Annotated in this window: 8 protein-coding genes and 1 pseudogene; 3 read left to right on the forward strand and 6 right to left on the reverse strand. The window is 61.8% G+C overall.

The annotated features are described in order from the left end of the window. Nucleotides 1-2: 2 nt before the first annotated feature. Entirely contained in the window at nt 3-206 is a 204-nt protein-coding gene (locus EN949_RS32445) for a DUF3126 family protein (RefSeq protein ID WP_013531334.1), read from the reverse strand. A gap of 310 nt (nt 207-516) precedes the next feature. Beyond that, nucleotides 517-1,365 (reverse strand): serine O-acetyltransferase, encoded by an 849-nt coding sequence (cysE, locus tag EN949_RS32450; RefSeq protein WP_013531333.1) that lies wholly within the window; start codon nt 1,363-1,365, stop codon nt 517-519. A 147-nt stretch (nt 1,366-1,512) separates the two neighbouring features. Here cysE and EN949_RS32455 point away from each other — a divergent pair, with 147 nt between their 5' ends. Beyond that, the gene (locus EN949_RS32455; protein ID WP_063168101.1) at nt 1,513-2,115 is read left to right on the forward strand and encodes a hypothetical protein; all 603 of its coding nucleotides are present in this window, start codon (nt 1,513-1,515) and stop codon (nt 2,113-2,115) included. An 85-nt stretch (nt 2,116-2,200) separates the two neighbouring features. Here the strand turns inward: EN949_RS32455 and EN949_RS32460 are convergent, their stop codons facing one another. From EN949_RS32460 to EN949_RS32470, 3 genes are read right to left on the reverse strand one after another with little or no spacing between them, the layout of a single operon-like run. After that, complete coding sequence (locus EN949_RS32460; protein WP_164770155.1) at nt 2,201-2,968, reverse strand: alpha/beta hydrolase; 768 nt, start codon at nt 2,966-2,968, stop codon at nt 2,201-2,203. A gap of 20 nt (nt 2,969-2,988) precedes the next feature. Then, entirely contained in the window at nt 2,989-3,549 is a 561-nt protein-coding gene (locus EN949_RS32465; protein WP_013531330.1) for a DUF192 domain-containing protein, read from the reverse strand. A gap of 24 nt (nt 3,550-3,573) precedes the next feature. Then, a complete protein-coding gene (locus tag EN949_RS32470) occupies nt 3,574-4,149 on the reverse strand; it encodes a cold-shock protein (RefSeq protein WP_174564974.1) in 576 nt (191 codons plus the stop codon). Nucleotides 4,150-4,387: 238 nt separating this feature from the next. On the opposite strand from EN949_RS32470, the gene gloA reads away from it, so the two are divergent. Together gloA and EN949_RS32480 are read left to right on the forward strand one after the other, a co-directional pair. Further along, the gene (gloA, locus tag EN949_RS32475; protein WP_013531328.1) at nt 4,388-4,828 is read left to right on the forward strand and encodes a lactoylglutathione lyase; all 441 of its coding nucleotides are present in this window, start codon (nt 4,388-4,390) and stop codon (nt 4,826-4,828) included. Nucleotides 4,829-4,975: 147 nt separating this feature from the next. Beyond that, on the forward strand, nt 4,976-5,266 hold the full coding sequence (locus EN949_RS32480) for a DUF2218 domain-containing protein (protein ID WP_127366976.1): 291 nt from the start codon (nt 4,976-4,978) through the stop codon (nt 5,264-5,266). Between the two features lie 8 nt (nt 5,267-5,274). Here the strand turns inward: EN949_RS32480 and EN949_RS32485 are convergent. Next, nucleotides 5,275-5,508, reverse strand: a pseudogene (locus tag EN949_RS32485) (DUF1697 domain-containing protein); the annotation flags it as partial.

Genomic DNA, 5,508 nt, shown 5'->3' on the forward strand with positions numbered 1-5,508 from the left:
GCTCAGGCCAGATCGATGTCGAGAATCGCCATCGAAAAATTGTAGTCGCCGTCGTCCTCGTCCTTGAAGACGATGCCGAGGAATTCGTCGCCGACATAGACCTCGGCCGAATCGTCCTTGCGCGGCCGCGCCTTGACCTCAAGCTTGGGGTTTTGGAAGACGCGCTTGAAATAGGCGTCCAGCTTTCTGATTTCGTCCGGCTTCAACAGTCTTCTCCGATCATCGGGCTTGCTCGTTCGAACGCGCTTCTGGCACGTCGACAATGGCGATGTAAAGGCAAGCGGCCTGATTAAGGTCTGTTGATATTCACGTGAGGCCGGCCTGCAAATGGCGGTTTCCTGCGCTTCCCCGTTCTACCGCGTCGCGGTAGAACTGTGCTCACGTACCCAAACGTACGCTCCGCTCCGGTTCTCGGAACCCACCATTTCGGCTCGGCCTGACCTGAATCTCAAAAGACCTTGGGCGAGAACAATCGCCCATGTCTGCCCACGGCCTCAGGCAGCGGACATATGACAATCAGATGTCGAAACTGACGACCTGATCCATCGTCTGCGACGGCAAAAGCTGGTCCATCTGGCGCGACGGCTGATCGCAGCCGGTCTCGCCGACGACGCGGGCCGGCACGCCGGCAACCGTCTTGTTGTGCGGCACAGGCGACAGCACCACCGAGCCGGCCGCGATCTTCGAGCAATGGCCGATTTCGATGTTGCCGAGTATCTTGGCGCCGGCGCCGATCAGCACGCCGTAGCGGATCTTGGGGTGGCGGTCGCCGCCGGCCTTGCCGGTGCCGCCCAGCGTCACGCCATGCAGGATCGACACGTCATCCTCGATGACCGCGGTCTCGCCGACCACGAGGCCGGTTGCGTGGTCGATGAAGATGCCCTTGCCAATGCGGGCGGCCGGGTTGATGTCGGTCTGGAAGACCGAGGACGAGCGGCTCTGCAGATAGAGCGCGAAATCCTTGCGCCCCTGGTTCCACAGCCAATGCGCCAGCCGATGCGTCTGGATGGCGTGGAACCCCTTGAAATAGAGCACCGGCATGATGAAGCGGTCGCAAGCCGGATCGCGATCGTAATAGGCCTGGATGTCGACACGCACCGTCGTCGGCCACTCCTTGTCGTCGGCCAGCATGGACTTGAAGGTCTGGCGGATGAGATCGGAGCCGATGTCCTGGTGCGCCAGCCGCTCGGCCAGCCGATGAATGACTGCTTCTTCCAGGCTGTCCTGGTTGAGGATGGTCGAATAGAGGAATGCAGCGAGCAGCGGGTCGCGGTTGACAGCCTCCATGGCCTCGTCGCGGATCGAACGCCAGATCGGATCGACCGGCTTCAATGCGCTGTGTCGGGAAATGCTGATGCTGTTCATCGCCGTCTCGTCCTGCGTCCTGCCTGGCTTGCCTGTTGTGCTTGCCTGCTGCCCGGCCGCACATATAAGCCAGATCATAGCACGATTGAACTCAATTTTCCTTAGTGCTTTGTCAAATGGATTTGGTTCGCGGGAATTCAAGCAGCCATGGAAAACGAACCCTTGATCGACGACGCGCTGAAAAGCGAGCTCTCAGGGCTCTACCGGGCACAGGGCCGCCACTACCACAACCTTGCCCATATCGAGGCGATGCTGGCGCTGGCTGGCGACTATCGAAGGTTGCTGGCCGATCCCGAGGCGATCGAAGCGGCGATCTGGTTCCACGATGCCGTCTATGACAGCAGGGCCAAGGACAATGAGGCGCAAAGTGCCGCCCTTGCCGAAAAAAAGCTGGCGGGCCGCACAGATCCTTCACGTCTCGACCGCATCTCGGCAATGATTGTCGCCACCGCCACGCACCAGGTGCCGCCGTTCGACGGCGCGACGGCCACACGGGACGCAAGTCTTTTCCTGGATATGGACCTGTCGATCCTGGGTGCCGCGCCGGACGCCTTCGACGCCTATGAGCGCGCCGTGCGGCGCGAGTACCACTGGGTGGAGGAGCTGATGTGGCGAGCCGGACGCAGTGCGGTCTTGAAGAGTTTCCTCGCCCGCCCGCATATCTTCCACACGCAAGAGTTTCGCCAGCGCTTCGAACCGCAGGCCCGGGAAAACATTGCGCGATCGCTGGCGGCCCTTGCAAACGGATAAGGACAATCAGGATAGGCGCCTATCACGATGCCAAGCAGCCTCGTCCCCGACTACGGCACTGCTTCTCGCTGCCCGGGCCCTCCGCTCAGAGCGGATTTTCGGCATAGAACTCCAGCACGCGCTGCTTGAAGGTCTTGTCCCCGACGGCAAGCATATGATCGCGGCCCTCGATGTGGAAGGCCCTGGCGTTCGGCATCAACGCTGCAAGCTCATCGGGCGAGCCGCCTATGTCGTCGGTCGTGCCGACTGCGACCAGCGTCGGCTGGGCGATGCGGGCAACATCCTGCTCGCTCAGCAATTCGCGCGATTTGGCGATGCAAGCCGCCAAGGCACGGCGATCGCTGCGGGTCTGGTCGGCGAAGGCGCGAAACGACCGGCCGCGCGGATGGCTGGTCGCGGCCGGATCTTCGGCAAGCAGCGCGTCGGCAATCGGATCCCAATCGCCGACACCGTCGATCATGCCGATGCCGAGGCCGCCGAAGACCAGCGTCACCACCTTGTCCGGATCGGACAGCGCCATGAACGCCGCGATGCGCGCGCCCATGGAATAACCCATGACGTGGGCGCGCTCGATGCCGAGATGGTCGAGCAAGGCAGTGGCATCGGAGGCCATCTTGACCGGCGTATAGTCGGCCTCATCATAGCTCTTGGACGACGCGCCGTGGCCGCGATTGTCAAAGGCGATGGCGCGGTAACCGGCATCGTTCAGCGTCTTGAACCAGCCGGGCGACACCCAGTTGACATAGTGGCTCGAAGCGAAGCCGTGGATCATCAGCACCGGATCGCCCTCGCCCGATTCCGGCTGGCGCTCGAGGAAAGCAAGATCGAAGCCGTCATGGGTGAAAAACTGCATCAGCGACCCCGCTTGCGCACTCAACCGCCACCGCCATTGGGTGCATCGCCATTGTCGGCGGGCGGCATGCCGGGGCCGGACACCGTGCCCACCGCCGGATGGCGCAAAAGGTCGCCATACTCGATGCCGTTCCTGGCGGCAGTGCCGGCCTTGAGCTCAAGCACGAAGCGCACCGGTACACCAGGCGAAATGACGGCGTCTGATTGCGGCTCGCCGTGCTTGACCGCCCGGATCTTGCCGTCCTGGCCGACAAAAATCAGATCAAGCGGCATCGGGGTGTTGTGCATCCAGAAGCCAACCTGCTGCTGGACCTCGAAGACAAACAGCATGCCGTGGTTGTCCGCCATATCCTGGCGATACATCAAGCCAGCCTCGCGCTCCGCGGCGGTGTCGGCGACTTCGATGGAGAAAGAGCGATCACCGCCTTTCGTCACCACGACCAATGGCGCCGGATCGGCCGGAAGGATCATTGCCCGGCTGTCCGCCGAGGTTGGCTTTTCGGAATAGAAGTAACCACCGGCGGCGGCGACGAAGGCAATCGCGCACATCGCGCCCGCGGTCAGCCAGTTCCTGTAAGCCATTCGAGATCCTCGGCCGGAAACGCCCTAGTGCGAGACCGGCAAGGTCCCCATATCGGGGTGAATTTCGGCGGCCATAAGGCCTTTGTCGCCGCGCCCGAAACGAACCAGCACGACCTGTCCGGGCCGAAGCTCGGTGATACCGTAACGGCGCAAGGTCTCCATATGGACAAAGATGTCCTCGGTACCCTCGCCGCGGGTGAGAAAACCAAACCCCTTGGTGCGGTTGAACCATTTTACCAAGGCGCGTTCGAGACCGCTCTCCGGCGTCACAGCGACATGGGTGCGCTGCTCCTGCATCTCGGCCGGGTGGACCGCGGTGGTGACATCCATGGAGAGCACACGGAAGGCCTGCAATCCGCGCTCGCCATGCTTGACGAGGCAGACCACGCGTGCGCCTTCCAGCGCCGTCTGAAAGCCGTCTCTTCGAAGACATGTCACATGAAGGAGGATGTCGCCCGAGATGCCGTCATCCGGGAGGATGAAACCATAACCCTTGGCCACATCGAACCACTTGATGGCGCCGGCTACTTCGAGCAGATCAGAAGCGTCGCCGCCTTCGTCACGCTGCAAGGCGTCGCCAAGGGTTCCGTCCCGCCCCATGAAAGAGGCCTTTTCCCCCATAAGAATGCCCCCTCTTTTCAAGAACACCGCAACTGATTCTTGCCAACAGATTAACACTGCGGCTTCCGGTGTGTGCAAGACCTGCCGTGCCTTTTTTCACGGTTCATTGGGGCAATACCGGATTTGTTCTTTGCCGGCATTGCGCACCGCCGCACGATTGCCCTTTGACAGGGCCGACCCTATGTTGCGCCGCAACGCAATTTATCGAGGAAATCACATGCGCTATCTGCACACCATGATCCGCGTCGCCGACGTCGATGCCTCGCTCGACTTCTACTGCAATAAGCTCGGCCTCAAGGAAGTGCGCCGCTACGAAAACGAGCAGGGCCGCTTCACGCTGATCTTCCTCGCCGCACCGGAAGACGAGGAGAGCGGCATCAATGAAAAGGCACCGCTGGTCGAACTGACCTACAATTGGGATCCCGAAGACTACAAGGGCGGGCGCAATTTCGGCCACCTCGCTTATGAGGTCGACGACATCTACGCCACCTGCCAGCATCTGATGGACAATGGCGTCATCATCAACCGGCCGCCGCGCGACGGCAACATGGCTTTCGTCAAGTCGCCGGACGGCATCTCGATCGAGCTTTTGCAGAAAGGCCCGGCCAAGGCCAAGGCCGAGCCTTGGGCTTCGATGGCGAACACCGGAAGCTGGTAGCCGATCACGCTGTCTTGAGCGGACAATGCCAGGCTGACGGCCCCGCTACCGTTTGGTTTTTCAGGGGCGGCGCCTATCTGTCTGGCTGAGGCGCCAGGCTTGGGCCGGCGCCCAGCCATGCAAAAGGGCGCTTGCCCAGGAGAATTCATGCCGACCAGCCATGCCGACGTCGCCACCGAACATGCCAGCCGCTACCTGCAGCAGTTGTGCAAGCACTGGGCACACAAATTCCCGGTCGAGTTCGATCCCACCCATGGCACCATCGATCTCTCAATGGGCCGTACCGTCATGGCTGCCGATGCCGCAGCGCTGCATATCACGGTGTCGACTGACGAAGCAGGATCGATCGAGCGCCTGGAAAGCGTTGTCGCCGATCACATCAAGCGCTTTGCTTTCCGCGAAGAACTGACCTTCGACTGGAAACCAACTTCCGCCTAGCCAGCCAACTACTTCTCACCGGCGTGTGCGGCCATCTCCAGCAGCGCCTGCACCGAGCGCCAATTGCGCGCGGTACCCGGCACTTTCAGCGTGCGCGGGATCAGCCCGGCAAACACCGATTTGCCCAGCCCATTCGGTGCGCTGAGGTAGAGCACATCGCCCTTGATCTCGAAGCGTTCGGGGCCGGTGCACTTTTCGGTCAGCCGCGCCACCTCATCGGCGGTCGGCTCGCGTTCCAGCAC

The sequence above is a fragment of the Mesorhizobium sp. M7A.F.Ca.US.007.01.2.1 genome, from assembly GCF_003998165.1.
Classification (GTDB): domain Bacteria; phylum Pseudomonadota; class Alphaproteobacteria; order Rhizobiales; family Rhizobiaceae; genus Mesorhizobium; species Mesorhizobium ciceri.

Bases quoted from the DNA above. Each gene is read 5' to 3' on its own strand.
- cysE (WP_013531333.1), bottom strand. From the start codon at position 1,365: ATGAACAGCATCAGCATTTCCCGACACAGCGCATTGAAGCCGGTCGAT.
- EN949_RS32455 (WP_063168101.1), top strand. From the start codon at position 1,513: ATGGAAAACGAACCCTTGATCGACGACGCGCTGAAAAGCGAGCTCTCA.
- EN949_RS32460 (WP_164770155.1), bottom strand. From the start codon at position 2,968: ATGCAGTTTTTCACCCATGACGGCTTCGATCTTGCTTTCCTCGAGCGC.
- EN949_RS32465 (WP_013531330.1), bottom strand. From the start codon at position 3,549: ATGGCTTACAGGAACTGGCTGACCGCGGGCGCGATGTGCGCGATTGCC.
- EN949_RS32470 (WP_174564974.1), bottom strand. From the start codon at position 4,149: ATGGGGCGGGACGGAACCCTTGGCGACGCCTTGCAGCGTGACGAAGGC.
- gloA (WP_013531328.1), top strand. From the start codon at position 4,388: ATGCGCTATCTGCACACCATGATCCGCGTCGCCGACGTCGATGCCTCG.
- EN949_RS32480 (WP_127366976.1), top strand. From the start codon at position 4,976: ATGCCGACCAGCCATGCCGACGTCGCCACCGAACATGCCAGCCGCTAC.